The following is a 15,189-nucleotide window of genomic DNA, read 5'->3' as shown; positions in this document are numbered from 1 at the left end:
CTGTTAACGCATTCTGTAGAGCAGGGGCCCCCTATTAACGCTCGCTTCTAGCTGGGCTCAGCCCCGCCACCGCCAGGCGGAACAGCCGATCCGCCTGGGCGGCGGGGTCGGGGTGGTGCTCGGTGGCCAGGGCGATGCCGACGGCGAGCGCGATCAGATCGGCGGCGGTGACGTCGGGCGCCACCGCGCCGTCCTGCGCGGCGCGGCGCAGCAGCGGGTCCACCGCCTCCTGGATCGCCGTCGCACACGTGTTTCCGTGCACCGGGTCCGGCGGGACGTCGCCGTAGGCCAGCGTGGCCGCCAGCCCTCGGGCGGTGACGCAGTAGGCGACGACGTCGGACAGCCAGTCCAGGAGGGCGTCCCGGCTGTCGCCCCTGTCGGCCAGGTCGCGGGCGCGGGCGCTCAGGGCGTCGATCCGGCTGCGGGAGACGGCTTCCAGCAGCGCGCGGCGGGTGGGGAAGTGCCGGCGCACGGTCGCCGAGCCGACGCCGGCGGTGCGGGCGATCTGCTCCAGGGACGCGCCACCGCCGTGGGCGGCGACCTCCTGCTCGGCCACGGCGAGGATGCGCGCGTAGTTGCGCCGGGCGTCGGCGCGCTGGTGATCGACGCGCTGGGCGTGGACGCGGCGGGTATCGGCGGCGTGCTGGTGGTCGGGCATGGCGTCAGCTCCGAGCTTGCTAAGTGGCGGGCCCCGCCGTATCGTACCGGCTTATAAACGGCGGGCCCCGCCGTTTAAGGTCGAGCGTTCAGGAGCGACATGTCCGCAGATTCCGCACCCGTCCTGGTCACCGGCGCCACCGGCCGGCAGGGCGGCGCGACCGTCCGTGCCCTGCGCGCGGCAGGCGTGCCCGTGCGCGCACTGGTGCGCGACCCGCACACCGACCGGGCCAGGGCCGTCGAGGCGCTCGGCGTCGAACTGGTCACCGGTGACCTGCGCGACCGCGACTCCGTGACCCGCGCCGCGCAGGGCACCCGCGCCGTCTTCTCCGTGCAGATGCCCGACATGAGCACCGGGGTCCCCGACTTCGCCGGGGAGGTCGTCCAGGGCGTCAACCTCGTCGAGGGCGCGAGAGTCGCCAGGGTGCCGCAGTTCGTGCACACCTCCGTCACCGGCGCCGGCCAGCACACCGAGGCCCCCGGCTGGGCCGAGGGGCGCTGGGCCATGATGGAACCCGTCCTGGGCGCCAAGAGCGAGATCCAGGATCGGGTACGCGAGGCCGGCTTCCCCCACTGGACGCTGCTCAAGCCAGGCTTCTTCATGGAGAACTTCCTGCCGTCCATGGCGTACCTGTTCCCGCGCGGCATCGCGGGCGGCCTGGTCAGCGTCCTGCGCCCCGAGACCCGGCTGTCCCTGGTCGCGGTGGACGACATCGGCCGGGCCGCCGCGGCGGCCATCGCCGACCCGGAGCGCTTCGACGGGGTCGAGCTGGAGCTGGCCAGCGACCACCTGTCGATGACGGAGATCGCGCAGACCCTCTCCCGTGTGCTGGGCACGCCGCTCGCCGCGCCGGACATGACCGAGGAGGAGGCCATCGCCGCCGGCATGCCGCCGATGGGCGTCACGCACGAGTGGATGAACGCGGTCGGCCAGCCGGGCCGACCGGAGTACGCGAGGGACCTCGGTATCCCGCTCACCAGCTTCGCCGCCTGGGCGCGGGAGCACCTGGGCTTCCACGGGTGACCTGGACGGCCCGGGTTCTGCCGTCGGCAGATCCGCCGGGAGTGAACACCCGTCGCGGCCGGGCCCCCGACCGGGGCAGGGTGGAGCGATGAGACTCCTGGTGCTGGGCGGGACGGGTTTCGTGGGCGGTGCGACGGTCGCCGAGGCGGTGCGCCGCGGCTGGTCGGTGACGGTGTTCAACCGGGGGGTGAGCGGCGCGCTGCCGGCGGGCGTACACCGGTTGCGGGGCGACCGGGACGCGCCCGGCGGCCTCGCCGCGCTGGCCGGCGGCGAGTGGGACCTCGTCGTCGACACCTGGGACGGCACGCCCCGCGCGGTCGGCGACGCCGCCCGCGCCCTGCGCGACCGGGCCGGCTGGTTCGGGTACGTCTCCAGCGGCTCCGTCTACGCCCGGCCGGTCCCGCACGGCGTCGGCGAGGACGCGCCCACCGTCGCCGCGGAGCCCGACGCCGTCGACGGCTCCTACGCGCAGTTCAAGGCCGGCGGGGAACGGGCCGCGACGGCGGTGTTCGGCGACCGGGCGTTGCTGGCCCGCGCCGGGCTGATCCTCGGCCCCGGGGAGGACATCGGCCGGCTGCCCTGGTGGCTGCACCGGGTCGCCCGGGGCGGCGACGTGCTCGCCCCCGGCCCGGTCGACCTGCCCCTGCAGTACGTCGACGTCCGCGACCTGGCGGCGTGGCTGCTGGACCGGGGCGTGGCGGGCGACGGTGGGGCGTACAACGTGCTGTCGCGGACCGGGCACGCGACGATGGGTGAGCTGCTCGACGCCTGCGTCGCCGCCACCGGCTCGACCGCCCGGCTGCGCTGGACCGACCCGGACACGATCCTCGCCGCCGGGGTGGAACCGTGGAACGACCTGCCGATCTGGGTCCCCCTCGGGCACGAGTACCGCTGGTTGCAGGAGCGCGGGGTGCAGCGGGCGCACGCGACGGGGCTGACCTGCCGGCCGGTGGCCGAGACCGTCGCCGACACCTGGGCCTGGCTGCGCGCGGTCGGTGGCGTGCCGCCGCGCGCCGGTCGTCCGGCCCGCCCGCCGGTGGGCCTGGACCCGCAGCGGGAGGCCGCCCTGCTCGCCGCCGCCGGCTGATCCCGGAGGCCGAGGGCCCTGCGCGTCGGCGGAGGGCCGCTACCTCTCGTACCGGGCCGGCTGACCGGTGCTTCCGGTGGTCGTTCGCGGCGCGACGATCTGGAATGCTCCGGCCATGCCTTCCTTTCCACCCACCTTCGCCGACCAGGTCATCGCACAGCCGGCCCGGGCCCAGTTCGAGGCGTTCATCGACGAGCACCGCAGTGCGCTCCACCACTGCCTGGACGGGCTGACGGAGGAACAGGCGCGCCGGTCGCTGGTGCCCTCCCGGACCACGCTGCTGGGCCTGGTGAAGCACGCGACCTTCGTCGAGAGGGTCTGGTTCGACGAGGCCGTCACGTGCCGGCCGCGCGTCGAGCTCGGCCTCCCCGCGGCCTCGGAGGACTCGTTCCTCCTCGACGACGGTGACACGATCGCCAGCGTCCAGCAGGCGCACCGCGAGGCCTGCGAGGCGGCCCGCCGGGCGACGTCGTCCCTGGACCTGGACGACGTCCTGCGCGGCAACCGGCGGGGCCCGCTGCCGCTGCGGTGGGTCTATCTGCACGTGCTGCGCGAGCTGGCCCAGCACTGCGGCCACGCCGACATCCTCCGGGAGCAGATTCTCGACGACTAGGGCACGAACGCCGCCGGGGGCGTCGGCGGGTCGCGGCCGTCCCACACCGACGGCCGCGACCCGCCGCACCCGGGGCGGGGCCGGTCCCGGTGACCCCGCCACGGGTGCCGCCGCACCACGGACCGGGGCCCGCCGCAGGCCGACTCCGCCCCCGGGTGCCGCCGCGCCACGGACCGGGGCCCGCCGCAGGCCGACTCCGCCCCCGGGTGCCGCCGCGCCACGGACCGGGGCCCGCCGCAGGCCGACTCCGCAACGTCAGCCGCCGGCGGCGCACCCCGGTCCGGGCGGTCAGGGGTGGGTGCCGATCTGGTCGGCCTCGCCCTCGCCGATGCCGTACTGCCGCTCGGCGGGCGGGATGCCGTAGAAGCAGACGCTGTCGATCTGCCCGGCGGTCTCGTTCGCCACCGACGAGCCGAAGCTCACGTAGCGGTAGCCCCGGTCGGACTTCGCGCCGTCGATCCCGGCCTCGGTGACCTTCATGCTGATCCGGTTGTTCCAGCCCCGCACGTAGTCGATCATCTTGTACGGGTTGCGCTCGCCGCCGCCGTCCGCGCCGCGCGTGAGGTACGTCGAGCTGTAGCAGTGCACCGTCACCACGTCCGGCTGGTACGGGCCGGAGAGCATCCCGCCCAGCCCGTCGCCGGTGTCCCGGACGAACGAGTCGAAGTAGCCGCCGGAGCTGCCGGTGAAGCCGGTGCCGTCGCCGGCCCACCGCCCCGCCGGCATGTTGATCGCCCAGAGCAGGTTGCCCCGGTCCTGCGACGGCTTGTTGTCCCGGATCGTCGCCAGCCGGTTCCACCGGGCCAGCCACGGGTTGGTCGGCTGGTGCCAGTCCGGCTCGTTGCCGAGCTCCCACACGAACAGGGTGTTCGGGTGCGCGTCGATGTAGGGCAGCAGCAGGCTGAGCTGGTGGCGGGCCAGGTTCGGGTCGGGGTCCTCCGACGACTGGATGATCATCTCGGTGAGCCCGGTGCCGCGCAGCGCGTCGAGCTGCGAGTCGCTGAACCGCCGGTTGTACGGGTCGCCCCAGAACATCGAGATCCGGGCGGTCTGCGGGCGCATCCGGCGCAGGATGTCGACCTTGCGGCTGAAGTCGATGTTGTTGCTGGCGTCGCCGGGCGAGACGACGGCCCCCCACTTCATGTAGTAGGCGGCCGAGGCGGGCTGGGCGTCGCCGAGGACGCCGCCGACGGTCAGCGCGGCGGCGGACGCCCCGACGCCACCGAGGAAGCCGCGCCGGGACAGCCCCGGGCGGTCCCCGGCGGGGATGGAATGGTCGGTCATTGGAGCCTCCCCAGGTCCGGTGGGCACGACACGCGCCCGCCGTCCACCCTCCCCGGCGGACGGTCCCCGGCCCTCTCAGCCCGCTCTCACCCCGCTCGCACGGCCCCCCGCCCGGGCGAGAGCCCCCGGCCCGCAGGACAGCCCCCGCCTCAGCCGGCCCGTACTTCGCCGAGCAGGCGCAGCGCCCGCTCCCGTTCGCCGTCCTCGCCGTGCTCGCGGCACAGGGCGAGGCAGTAGCGCAGCGCCGACCGGGCCGCCGGCAACCGGCCCAACGCCAGGTACGCCGCGCCGAGGCGGCGCAGCGCGATCAGCTCGCCGATGCCGTCGCCGACCTCCCGGGCCCCGGCGACCGCCTCCGTCAGCTCCGCCACCGCCCGCTCGTGCGCGCCCGTACGCAGGTGCAGCTCGCCCAGGTGCCCCAGGGAGATCGCCTCGCCCCGCCGGTAGCCCAGCTCCCGGCACAGCCCGAGGGCCCGCGCCAGCAGCGCCTCGGCGTCGGCGTCCGCGCCGCGCCCGCCGAGCACCAGGGCCAGGCTCGTCGACGTGTACGCCTCCCCGAACCGGTCGCCCAGCTCCCCGAAGATCGCCAGCGCCTGCCGGAACGCCGCCTCCGCCGGCCCGGGCCGCCCGGCCACCCGGTGCGCCGCGCCGACGCCGAACAGCACCTGCGCCTGGCCGGCCCGGTCGCCGAGCTCCACCGTGATCGCCTTCGCCCGGCTCAGCGCGGCCATCGCCTCGGCGTCGCGCCGCTGGAGCCGGTAGGCGGTGCCCGCCGCGCGCAGCGCCAGCGCCTGCCCCCTGCGCTCGCCGAGCCGCTCGAAGCGGGCCAGCGCCGCGTCGAAGCAGGCCAGCGCGTCGTCGAGGCGGTCGAGGTTGAGGTGCCGCTCGCCGAGGGACCGCAGCAGCCAGGCCCGGCCCGCGTCGGCGTCGGCGGCCACGCAGGCGTCCAGGGCCGCCGTCGTCGCGCCGGCCCAGTCGTCGAGGTGTTCGCGCAGCTCGAACAGCCGGCCCAGGGTGTTGGCGAGGTTCCACGCCGGCTCGACCAGCCCGGCCGCCGCGGCCCGCCGCACCGTCCCGACCAGCATCCCTCGGGACGCCTCGAACCAGGCCACCGGGTCGCCGAGCACGGCGTCGCGTTCGGCCGCCGTCCACCGCGACCAGCGCGGGGCGGCGCCGGCCACGCCCCGCCGGAAACCCCCGCCGGTACGCCGGTACGCCTCGTCGGCCAGCGTCAGCCACCCGCCGGTGAGCCGTCCCAGCGCCGCCGTCCGCTCACCGGGCGCGCCGTCGGCGTCCAGCAGCTCCCGCGCGTACGCCCGGACCAGGTCGTGCAGCCGGTAGCCGCCGCCGTCGGCATCCACCAGGCGGGCCTCGACGAGCCGCTCGGTCAGCTCCTCGCCCTCGGTCGGCGAGCGGTCCAGCAGCGCGGCGGCCGCCCAGCCCGGCACCCGGGGCAGGTCCACCCCGCCGAGCAGCCGCAGCAGCCGCCGCTCGGTCGGGTCCAGCTCGTGGTAGCTGGTGGCGAGGCTGGAGCGCACCGCCAGGTCCCCGGTGCGCAGCACGTCGAGGCGGGCCCGCTCGTCGGCGAGCTGCCCGGCCAGCTTCGCCACCGGCCAGTGCGGCCGGGCGGCCAGCCGCGCCCCGGCGATCCGGATGGCCAGCGGCAGGTATCCGCAGCGTTCGGCGACCCGCAGGCAGTCGGCGTGCTCGGCGGCGACCCGGCCGTCGCCGATCGCGTGCCGCAGCAGGTCCACGGCCTCGTCGGCGGCGAACACGCCCAGGTCGACGTGGTGCGCGCCGGGCAGCGCGGTGAGCCGGCGACGGGCGGTCACCAGCACCGCGCAGCCCGGCTCGGCCGGCAGCAGCGGCCGGAGCTGGTTCTCCCCGGCGGCGTTGTCCAGCACCACGAGCAGCCGTCGCCCGGCCGTGCGGGCCCGGAACAGCGCCGCCCGCTCGTCGGTGTCGGCCGGCACCGCCCGGGGGTCCTCGCCGAGCGCGTGCAGGAACCGGCCCAGCACGGTCGACGGGTCGTGCGGCTCGCCGCCGCCGCGCAGGTCGACGAAGAGCTGCCCGTCGCCGAACCGGTCCCGCACCAGGTGCGCGACGTGGACCGCGAGGGTCGTCTTGCCGCTCCCGGCCGCGCCGGACACCACCACGACCGGCGGCGCGGCCGCCTGCCCGGCGTCCGCGGCGGGGCCGCCGGCCGGTGGCGCGGCCAGCAGGGCGGCCAGCCGGGACGCGAGGTCGTGCCGGCCGACGAAGTCGGCGGCGTCCATCGGCAACTGGGCCGCCGGGGGCGCGGGCGGGGACGCCGCCGGGGCGGGTTCGGCGGCGTCCAGCAGCGGGTCGCCGTCGAGGATGCGCCGGTGCAGCTCCCGCAGCCCCCGACCGGGTTCCAGGCCCAGCTCTGCCACGGTCGCCGCCCGGCCCCGCCGGTACGTCTCCAGCGCCTCGGCCCGCCGGCCGGTGCGGTGCAGCGCGAGCATCAGCCGTTCCCGCAGCTCCTCCCGCAGCGGCTCGGCGTCGACCATCCGGTGCAGGGCGGGGATCAGCTCGGCGTGCCGGCCGAGGGCGAACTCGACGTCCACCCGGTCGCGCTCCACGGCCAGGCGCAGCTCGGTCAGCTCCGCCACGGCGGCGGGGAACCCGGCGGCGTGCGGGTCGCCCGGCAGGCGCACGTCGGCCAGGACCGGGCCGCGCCACAGGGCCAGCGCCTCGCCGTAGCGGCGGGCCGCCTCGGCCGCCCGGCCCGACCGGGCCAGCGCGGCGGCCTCGGCCGCGCCGGCGGCGAACACCCGCGCGTCGAGGTCGGCGTCGGCGACGGTGAGCCGGTACCCGCCCGGGCGGGTGGCGATGGCGTCGTCGCCGAGCACCCCGCGCAGCCGCCAGATCAGCGTCTGCACCTGCCCGACGGCCGTGTCGGGCGGCGCGTCGCCCCACAGCGCGCCGAGGATCTGCGCCAGCCCGGTGTCCCGGCCGGCGTTGACCAGCAGGACGGCCAGCAGCGCCCGCTGCCTGCCGCTGCGCGGGGTGACCGTCCGCCCGGCCACGGCCACCTCGAGCGGCCCGAGTATCGCGAAGCTGGCCATCGGCCGGCACCGTACCACCGCCGGCCCAGCCGGGGGTGGGGGTCGCCGGCGGGCGGCGCACGCCCCCGGCGACCCCGGCCTCAGGCCCGGACGACCGGCACGTCCAGCACCTCGTCGACGCTGCGGCGGGGGGTCGGCGAGCCCGGCTGGCCGTAGCCGACCCGCATCACCATCTGCGGGGTGCCGAACCGGCCCAGGGACAGCCGCAGGGCCTCCCGCGCCCCCGGCACCTCGATCGGCTGGGACATCATCGACACGCCCAGCCCGGCGTCGGTGGCGGTGAGCAGCACCCGTTGCAGGGCCTGCCCGGCCACGACCTGATCGGTGGTGGTGTTGCCGGCGGTGCCGAGCACCGCCACCAGCGGCTCCGGCTCGAAGTCGCGCCCCGGCGCGCGGCTGCGCCCGCCGAAGCCGCGGCTGGGCAGCAGGTCCTGCGGCTCGCCCAGCGGGCCGCCGGCGGCGGCCGGGATCCCGTCGGACGCGGGCGCGCTGCGCACCCACTCGGCCAGCTCGGCCCGGTAGGCGGGGTCGCGCTCCAGCACCCGGTTGGCGCTGCGGGCGACCTCGGCGAACGCGTTGACCGCGCTCACCCCGATCACCAGCTCCAGCCAGCCCTGCTCGGCGCGGGCCGCCTCGCCGAGCCGCCACCGCACGTCGGCCGGCACCGGGTCGGGCCAGAACGGGGCCCGGTTGCTGAACCGGTGCGGGATGACGCCGTACAGGGTCTGCTCGGCCGGGGTGGGCCGGCGCGGCACGTCCGGGACCAACCGGGCCAGCACGTCGGGTTCCGCCGGGTACGGGCGCAGCCGCACCGTCGCCGGGGTGCCCGCGACGGCCAGCGCCAGCCGCAGGTTGAACAGGGCCGCCCCGCAGGCGATCCGGGCGCCCCAGCCGCTCGGGTCGGTCGCCGGCAGCCGGCGCTCGCGGTCCAGCAGCACCTCGATGCCGCCGTCGCGCAGCCGGAACCGCCACGGCTGGCTGTTGTGCAGCGACGGCGCCCGCACGGCGTCGGTGGCGGCGGTCCTGAGCTGCTCGACGGTGAAGCCGGTCTCCATCATGATCCCCTCCCGTGGCAGTCGTGCCGCCCCGTCTGGTCCTCCTCCACGGTGCGTGACCAGGGCGGTCGGCGGGCAGGGCCGGACGTCCCGTCTGCGCCGGGACCCCCAGCCCACCGCCGCGCGGCGGCGGTAGGGACCTTCGGCCCGTGCGGGCACCCGGCCCGAGGGGGTAGAAACGAGGGATGATCCGGGTGTTCCTGCTCGACGACCACGAGGTCGTCCGTCGTGGCCTTGCCGACCTGCTCACCAACAGCGGCGACATCGAGGTGGTGGGGGAGTCGGGCTCCGCCCAGGAGGCGGCCCGCCGCATCCCCGCGCTGCGGCCCGACGTGGCGATCCTCGACGCCCGGCTGCCCGACGGCAACGGCATCGACGTGTGCCGCGACGTCCGCGCCGTCGACTCGTCGATCAAGGGCCTGATCCTCACCTCGTACGAGGACGACGAGGCGCTGTTCGCGGCGATCATGGCCGGCGCGTCCGGTTACGTGCTCAAGCAGATCCGCGGCACCGACCTGGTCGACGCGGTGCGCCGGGTCGCCGCCGGCCAGTCCCTGCTCGACCCGGCGATCACCACCCGGGTGCTGGAGCGCATCCGTAGCGGCGTGGAGCAGCCCCGCGAGCTGAAGACCCTCACCGAGCAGGAGCGGCGCATCCTGGAGTACGTCGCGGAGGGCCTGACCAACCGGGAGATCGCCGGCAAGATGTTCCTCGCCGAGAAGACGGTGAAGAACTACGTCTCCAGCGTGCTGGCCAAGCTGGGCCTGGAGCGGCGCACCCAGGCGGCCGTGCTGGCCACCCGCCTCCTCGGCAAGGCGCACTGACCGGACGCCGGCACCCGTCGGGCCGGCCGTCGCGCAGCGGCCGCGCCGTCGGACAGGCAGCCCGGGCCAGCGGTCGCGCAGCGGCGCCGCCGCCCGGCAGGGCAGCGCGAACCGGTCGTCGCGCCGGGTCAGTCGTCGCGCAGCGGGGCCGTCCAACGCAGCTCGGTGCCGTGCGGGGTCACCGGGCGCACCTCGAACTCGCCGCCGTGGCGTTCGGCGCGCTCGCGCAGGTTGACCAGACCGCCCCGCGCGGCGGCCGGGTCGCAGCCCCGGCCGTCGTCGGCGACCGTGACCGTGACCCAGCCGCCCTCCACCCGCACGCCCACCGCGACCCGGCTCGCCTCGGCGTGGCGTACGGCGTTGGACAGCGCCTCGCGGAGCACGGCCGTGAGGTCGGGGCGGACCGGCTCGGGCACGGCGCTGTCGATCGGGCCGGTCAGCTCCAGCGACGGCCGGAAGCCCAGCGACTCGGCGGCCAGGTCGACGGCCTCGCGGATCTCGGTGCGCAGCGCCGCGCTCATCGGGGTGCGCAGCTCGAAGATCGTGCGCCGGATGTCCCGGATGGTGGCGTCGAGGTCGTCGACGGCCGCGTTGATCCGCTTGGCCACCTCGGGGCGGGCGTTCATCGCGCCGCTCTGTAGTTGCAGGCCGGTGGCGAACAGCCGCTGGATCACCACGTCGTGCAGGTCCCGGGCGATGCGCTCGCGGTCCTCCAGGACCACCAGCAGCTCCCGCTCCTCCTGCCCCCGGGCCCGCTCCATGGCCAGCGCCGCCTGCCCGGCGAAGCTGCCGAGCAGCGCCACGTCGTCGTCGGTGGCCCCGCCCCGGTCCGGCGGGTAGGCGATCACCAGGACCCCGTGCAGCGTGTCGGCGGCGGCCAGCGGGGAGACCACCGCCGGCCCGGCGGTCACCGGCGTCGGCCACGGCGCCGACTCGGCCAGGTTCTCCACCAGCGTGTGCCGCCGGTCGGTGACCGACTCGGCGAAGCTGGTCTCGCCGGCGGGCAGCAGCGCGCCGACCAGCCCCCGGGTGGACCCGTCGGCCCCGCCCGGCGCGTCGACGCCGTCGACCACCTCGACGGTGAACTGGCCGGCGTCCTCGTCGTAGAGCAGCACCACGGCCAGCTCCGCCTCGGCGACCTCCCGGGCCCGCCGGGCCACCAGCGCCAGCGCGTCGGTGCGCCGCACCTCGCCCAGCAGCACCGAGGTGATCTCGGCGGTGGCCGCCAGCCAGCGTTCCCGGCGGTGGGCCAGCGCGTAGAGCCGGGCGTTCTCGATCGCGACGCCGGCCGCGGCGGCCAACGCCACCACGATCTCCTCGTCGTCCTCGGTGAACTCGGGCGCGCCCTGCTTCTCGGCCAGGTAGAGGTTGCCGAAGACCTGCTCGCGGATGCGCACCGGCACCCCGAGGAAGCTGTGCATCGGCGGGTGGTGCGGCGGGAAACCGTACGACTTGGGATGCTTGGTGATGTCGGGCATCCGCACCGGGCGGGGCTCGTCGATGAGCAGGCCGAGCACGCCGCGGCCGTGCGGCAGGTCGCCGATCTTCGCGTGCAGCTCGGCGTCGATGCCGTGGGTGATGAAGTCGTGCAGCAGCCGGTCGGGGCCGATCACCCCGAGCGCGCCGTACTTCGCGCCGACCAGCTCGCATGCCGCCGCCACGATCCGTTGCAGCGTGCTGCGCAGGTCGAGGTCGGTGCCGATGCCGACCACCGCGTCGAGCAGGGCCCGCAGCCGCTCCCGGCTGGTCACCACCTCGCCGACCCGGTCCAGCATCTCCTGGAGCAGCTCGTCGAGGCGGACCCGGGACAGCGGGCTCAACCCCAACGACGGCGCGACCGGCTCATTTCTCGGGTTCGGTGCGTTCACCCGGCGATGCTATCGCCCGGCAGACGCACCGGCCCAGCCTCGCTCACGCATCCTGTCCGCTTGTTCACCCACCCTGTCCGCGGACCGCGGACGTGTCGACGACCTGCTCCGCGGGGAGCCGGGGGGTGTGCGGCGGGCCGGCGTGCGCCGGGTCCGCGATCCCCATCCGCAGCACGAGGTACGGGTAGCCGAGGCCGGCGAGCACCTGCCGCAGGGTCTGCCGGGTGCCCTCCACCTCGACGACGCCCGACAGCGGCACCATCGACACACCCAGCCGGGTCGCCGTCAGCCACCCCGCCGACAGCGCCTCGCCGGCCCGCAGCCAGCTGTCCGGCTCGTCCTCGTCGCCGAAGAGCACCCCGTAGGCCGCGGCCCGGTCGTGGCCCGCCCCGATCGGCAGGGTGCCCGGGCGGCCGAAGTCCCGGCCCGGCACGGTGGTCTGCTGCGCCTGCTCGGGCAGCACCTCCGGCGGCAGGCCCGTGCCGGTGCCCGCCCGGCTCGTCCAGTAGTCCAGCTCCTCGCTCAGCTGCGAATCCTCCGCCTCCACCGTCGCGGCGTGCGAGGCCGCGGCGGCCAGCTCCATCACCTGATCGAAGTTGAGCACCTGGAGCCGCGCGCCCTCGGCGGAGACCGCCGCGGCGATGTCGCCGAGCGCGGCCGTCGGCACCGGCTCGTCGCTGACCGGGCGGCGGTCGGTGTGCCGCACCTGCATGCACTGCACCACCCGCATGGCGTCGGGGTCGGCCTCGACGCGCTTGAGGTCGCCGATCCGGGCCAGCAGCTCCGCGTCGCCCGGGTCGGGCAGCCGCTCCACCACGAACGCCCAGCCCTCGGCGGCGAGGGCCACCCGGGCGTGGTGCAGCGCCGCGCCGCAGCTCACCGCCAGCAGCCGGCCCTCCGGGTCGGTGGCGGCGAGCTGACGGTCCCGCACCACGCGCAGCTCCAACGCGTCGGGCAGCACCCGCCAGCGCCACGGCTGCGTGTTGTGCACCGAGGGCGCGTGGCCGGCCGTCGCGGCGGCCTCCGCCAGCGCGGTGGTCAGCGGGCGGTCCGTCGCCGGCGTCTCGTGGCTCATCGTCACGACCTTTCGTCTCAGCCCATCGTGCCCCACCGCGCGGTGCCCCGGGCGGGGTTGCCGCTCCATCCTGCGGCACCGGCACCCCCGGACGCACGGTACGCAGGTCCCGTCGCGCCCAGGTCGTTCGCCTCCAACGATCATGACAGGTGGCGGGCGCGATTCGGTCGTTGGCCGCCTCGCCGACCCCGCCCGTTGAGAGGATCCGCAGGTGGGCACCGAGGCGCGGGAGTGCGTACCGCAGCGGCCGGTGCGGCAGCGCTGGGCGCGCGGGCTCCAGTGGGCGCCGCTGGCCGCGCTGACGCTGGCCGTGCCGGCCGGGGCGGGGCTGTGGCTCGCCGGCCGCCGCACCTGGGCGGACTGGCTGTGGGCGGCGGCGACCGTGGCCGCGCTGGCCCCGGCGGCCTGGTCCATGCTGCGTCGGCTGTGGGCGCGGCAGTTCGGGGTGGACGTCATCGCCGTCCTCGCGCTGGCCGGCGCGCTCGTCGTCGGGGAGTACCTGGCCGGCGCGGTGATCGCGCTGATGCTCGCCACCGGCCGCGCGCTGGAGGCGTACGCCCAGCGCCGGGCGACCCGCGACCTGCGCGCCCTGCTGGAACGGGCCCCGCGCACCGCGCGGCGGCGGGTCCCCGGCGGCGGCATCGAGACGGTCCCGCTGGACCGGGTCGCGGCCGGCGACCGGCTCGTCGTCGGCCCCGGCGACGTGGTGCCCGTCGACGGGACCGTCGAGGAGCCCGCCACCCTCGACGAGTCGGTCGTCACCGGCGAGTCCCGGCTCGTGCAGCGGGCGGCCGGCGAGCAGGTGGCCAGCGGCGTGGCCAACGCCGGGGCCGGGTTCGGGCTGCGGGCGACGAGGAGCGCGGCGGCCAGCACGTACGCGGGGATCGTCCGGCTCGCCGAGGAGGCCACCGCGCGCAAGGCCCCGATGGTGCGGATGGCCGACCGGTACGCGGCGGCGTTCGTGCCGTTCACGCTGGTGCTGGCCGGGCTGGGCTGGTGGCTCTCCGGCGAGTTCGTGCGGGCCGTGGCGGTGCTGGTGGTGGCCACCCCCTGCCCGCTGCTGCTGGCCACCCCCATCGCGATCGTCTCCGGGCTGTCCCGGGTGGCCCGGCGGGGGGTGCTGGTGCGCGACGGCGGCTCGCTGGAGGCGCTGGGCCGGGCCCGGACCCTGCTGGTCGACAAGACCGGCACGCTCACCGCCGGTCGACCCCGGGCCGCCGAGACGGTGGTCGCCCCCGGCGGCGACCGGGACGAGGTGCTGCGGCTGGCCGCCTCCGTGGAGCAGCTCTCCCCGCACGTGCTGGCCGCCGCCCTGGTCCGGCAGGCCCGGGGGCGGGGCCTGGCGCTGGCCGACCCGACCGACGTCACCGAGGAACCGGGGCGCGGCGTCACCGGCCGGGTCGACGGGCGGCTGGTGCGGGTCGGCCAGCTCGGCGGGGAGCTGCCGCAGTGGGCGGCCCGGGCCGCCGAACGCGCCGAACTGGCCGGCCGGTCGGCCGTCTGGGTCAGCGACGAGCGGGAGCCGCTCGGGGCGATCCTGCTGGAGGACCCGGTGCGCCCGGACGCCCGCCGCACCGTGCGGCGGCTGCGCGAGGCGGGGCTGACCCGGCTGGTCATGGTCACCGGGGACCGGCCCGGCACCGCCGACCAGGTCGCGCAGGCCGTCGGCGTCGACGACGTGCTGGCCCGGTGCACCCCGCAGGAGAAGACCGCCCGGGTCCGCGAGGAGTCCCGCCGGGCCGTGACCGTGATGGTCGGCGACGGGGTGAACGACGCCCCCGCCCTGGCGGAGGCCGACGTCGGGGTGGCGATGGGCGCGACCGGGGCGACCGCCTCCGCCGACGTCGCCGACGCGGTGCTCACCGTCGACCGGCTCGACCGGCTCGCCGACGCCGTGGAGATCGCCCGGTACGCCCGCCGCATCGCCACCCAGAGCGCCGTCGTCGGGATGGCGCTGGCCGTGGCGGCGATGCTGGTCGCCGCCGCCGGGAGGCTGCCGCCGGTGGCCGGGGCGTTCCTCCAGGAGGGCATCGACGTCGTGGTGATCCTCAACGCGCTGCGGGCCCTCGGCGGCGGGCTGCGCCGCCGGGACGTCCCGCCGGACACCCGGGAGCTGCTCGACCGGTACGCCGGCGAGCACGCCGCGATCCGCGACGTGCTCGCCGCCCTGCGCGACACCGCCGACCTGGTCGCCACGCACCCCGACTCGCCCGACTGCCTGCCGGCCCTGCGCGCGGTGCACGGGCGGCTCACCGCGCGGGTGCTGCCGCACGAGGCCGCCGAGGAGCGGCAGCTCTACCCGGCGCTGGCCGGGCCGCTCGGCAGCGACGAGGCGACCTCGCCGATGAGCCGGGGGCACGTGGAGATCCGCCGGCTGGTCGACCGGATCGGCGGGCACCTCGCCCAGGCCGGTGCCGGGCCGCTGCGCGGCGACCAGGTCACCGACCTGCTCGCCGCGCTGTACGGCCTCGACGCCGTCCTGCGCCTGCACCTGGCCCAGGAAGAGGAGGACTACTTCTCCCTCCCCGACTGAGGTGTAAGGAAGGGCCCCTTGTTAACGCATTCTGTAGAGGAAGGGCCCCCTCCTAACACCGGGTGTTAAGAGGGGGCCCT

11 protein-coding genes are annotated in these 15,189 nt (G+C 76.7%); 5 read left to right on the top strand and 6 right to left on the bottom strand.

The annotated features are described in order from the left end of the window. Positions 1-34: 34 nt before the first annotated feature. Complete coding sequence (locus HDA31_RS20085; protein WP_178063990.1) at positions 35-658, bottom strand: TetR/AcrR family transcriptional regulator; 624 nt, start codon at positions 656-658, stop codon at positions 35-37. Positions 659-757: 99 nt separating this feature from the next. Here HDA31_RS20085 and HDA31_RS20080 point away from each other — a divergent pair, with 99 nt between their 5' ends. The 3 genes from HDA31_RS20080 to HDA31_RS20070 all read left to right on the top strand — a co-directional run bounded on the left by HDA31_RS20080 (position 758) and on the right by HDA31_RS20070 (position 3,381). After that, positions 758-1,681 carry an NmrA/HSCARG family protein gene (locus HDA31_RS20080; RefSeq protein WP_178063991.1) on the top strand — a complete coding sequence of 308 codons (924 nt, stop codon included), beginning with the start codon at positions 758-760 and terminating at the stop codon, positions 1,679-1,681. Between the two features lie 88 nt (positions 1,682-1,769). Beyond that, positions 1,770-2,768, top strand: a complete 999-nt coding sequence (locus tag HDA31_RS20075) for a Rossmann-fold NAD(P)-binding domain-containing protein (RefSeq protein ID WP_178063992.1) — start codon at positions 1,770-1,772, stop codon at positions 2,766-2,768. A gap of 115 nt (positions 2,769-2,883) precedes the next feature. Beyond that, positions 2,884-3,381: a DinB family protein gene (locus HDA31_RS20070; protein WP_178063993.1), complete on the top strand. Its 498-nt coding sequence runs from the start codon at positions 2,884-2,886 to the stop codon at positions 3,379-3,381. Between the two features lie 288 nt (positions 3,382-3,669). Here the strand turns inward: HDA31_RS20070 and HDA31_RS20065 are convergent, their stop codons facing one another. The 3 genes from HDA31_RS20065 to HDA31_RS20055 form a co-directional block, all read right to left on the bottom strand. After that, positions 3,670-4,665, bottom strand: coding sequence for a twin-arginine translocation signal domain-containing protein (locus tag HDA31_RS20065; protein WP_178063994.1), 996 nt, complete (start codon positions 4,663-4,665; stop codon positions 3,670-3,672). A 149-nt stretch (positions 4,666-4,814) separates the two neighbouring features. Next, a complete protein-coding gene (locus HDA31_RS20060) occupies positions 4,815-7,754 on the bottom strand; it encodes an AfsR/SARP family transcriptional regulator (RefSeq protein WP_178063995.1) in 2,940 nt (979 codons plus the stop codon). 80 nt (positions 7,755-7,834) lie between these two features. Continuing rightward, entirely contained in the window at positions 7,835-8,809 is a 975-nt protein-coding gene (locus HDA31_RS20055) for an Acg family FMN-binding oxidoreductase (protein ID WP_178067212.1), read from the bottom strand. A 185-nt stretch (positions 8,810-8,994) separates the two neighbouring features. Between HDA31_RS20055 and HDA31_RS20050 the strand changes: the two genes are divergently transcribed. Next, positions 8,995-9,633: a response regulator gene (locus tag HDA31_RS20050; RefSeq protein WP_178063996.1), complete on the top strand. Its 639-nt coding sequence runs from the start codon at positions 8,995-8,997 to the stop codon at positions 9,631-9,633. 128 nt (positions 9,634-9,761) lie between these two features. Here HDA31_RS20050 and HDA31_RS20045 read toward each other — a convergent pair whose 3' ends face one another. Beyond that, a complete protein-coding gene (locus HDA31_RS20045; protein WP_178067213.1) occupies positions 9,762-11,453 on the bottom strand; it encodes a sensor histidine kinase in 1,692 nt (563 codons plus the stop codon). A 112-nt stretch (positions 11,454-11,565) separates the two neighbouring features. Beyond that, entirely contained in the window at positions 11,566-12,576 is a 1,011-nt protein-coding gene (locus tag HDA31_RS20040; protein ID WP_178063997.1) for an Acg family FMN-binding oxidoreductase, read from the bottom strand. A 211-nt stretch (positions 12,577-12,787) separates the two neighbouring features. Here HDA31_RS20040 and HDA31_RS20035 point away from each other — a divergent pair, with 211 nt between their 5' ends. Next, positions 12,788-15,109 carry a heavy metal translocating P-type ATPase gene (locus tag HDA31_RS20035; protein ID WP_178063998.1) on the top strand — a complete coding sequence of 774 codons (2,322 nt, stop codon included), beginning with the start codon at positions 12,788-12,790 and terminating at the stop codon, positions 15,107-15,109. Positions 15,110-15,189: the final 80 nt, after the last annotated feature.

The sequence above is a fragment of the Micromonospora carbonacea genome (assembly GCF_014205165.1).
In the GTDB taxonomy this organism is placed as follows: Bacteria; Actinomycetota; Actinomycetes; order Mycobacteriales; family Micromonosporaceae; genus Micromonospora; species Micromonospora carbonacea.
This window is presented reverse-complemented; position numbering and strand designations above follow the sequence as displayed.

Bases quoted from the DNA above. Each gene is read 5' to 3' on its own strand.
- HDA31_RS20040 (WP_178063997.1), bottom strand. From the start codon at position 12,576: ATGAGCCACGAGACGCCGGCGACGGACCGCCCGCTGACCACCGCGCTG.
- HDA31_RS20070 (WP_178063993.1), top strand. From the start codon at position 2,884: ATGCCTTCCTTTCCACCCACCTTCGCCGACCAGGTCATCGCACAGCCG.
- HDA31_RS20065 (WP_178063994.1), bottom strand. From the start codon at position 4,665: ATGACCGACCATTCCATCCCCGCCGGGGACCGCCCGGGGCTGTCCCGG.
- HDA31_RS20075 (WP_178063992.1), top strand. From the start codon at position 1,770: ATGAGACTCCTGGTGCTGGGCGGGACGGGTTTCGTGGGCGGTGCGACG.
- HDA31_RS20055 (WP_178067212.1), bottom strand. From the start codon at position 8,809: ATGGAGACCGGCTTCACCGTCGAGCAGCTCAGGACCGCCGCCACCGAC.
- HDA31_RS20085 (WP_178063990.1), bottom strand. From the start codon at position 658: ATGCCCGACCACCAGCACGCCGCCGATACCCGCCGCGTCCACGCCCAG.
- HDA31_RS20050 (WP_178063996.1), top strand. From the start codon at position 8,995: ATGATCCGGGTGTTCCTGCTCGACGACCACGAGGTCGTCCGTCGTGGC.
- HDA31_RS20080 (WP_178063991.1), top strand. From the start codon at position 758: ATGTCCGCAGATTCCGCACCCGTCCTGGTCACCGGCGCCACCGGCCGG.
- HDA31_RS20060 (WP_178063995.1), bottom strand. From the start codon at position 7,754: ATGGCCAGCTTCGCGATACTCGGGCCGCTCGAGGTGGCCGTGGCCGGG.